Genomic DNA, 431 nt, shown 5'->3' with positions numbered 1-431 from the left:
GTGCGGGCCGGGGAGGCGCCGCGGATCACCCGCTACTTCACCCCGAAGTTCCCGGCGAAGCCGTTCACCCCGGGTTCTGAGCAGGCCCGCTACCAGGAGATCGCCGAGGCCCTCGAGGACTCCGTTGCCAAGCACATGCGCGCGGACGTGACCGTCGGGTCGTTCCTGTCGGGCGGCATCGACTCCACYGCGATCGCGGCCCTGGCCATCCGGCACAACCCGGACCTGATCACCTTCACCACCGGCTTCGAGCGCGAGGGCTACTCCGAGGTCGACGTCGCCGCCGAGTCGGCCGCCGCGATCGGCGCCAGGCACGTGGTCAAGGTCGTCAGCCCGGCCGAGTTCGCGGCCGCGATCCCGGAGATCATCTGGTACCTCGACGACCCGGTCGCCGACCCGGCGCTGGTGCCGTTGTGGTTCGTGGCGAAGGA

Annotated in this window: 1 protein-coding gene; it reads left to right on the top strand. The window is 70.7% G+C overall.

Annotation, left to right across the window (positions count from 1 at the left end):
• The coding region (locus AC1DYG_RS19895; protein WP_477641572.1) for an asparagine synthase-related protein at positions 1-431 on the top strand (431 nt) is incomplete at both ends.

The organism is Pedococcus sp. P1_H8, assembly GCF_056405175.1.
The sequence above is the reverse complement of the archived record's forward strand: the minus strand, read 5'-3'. Positions and strand labels throughout refer to the sequence as shown.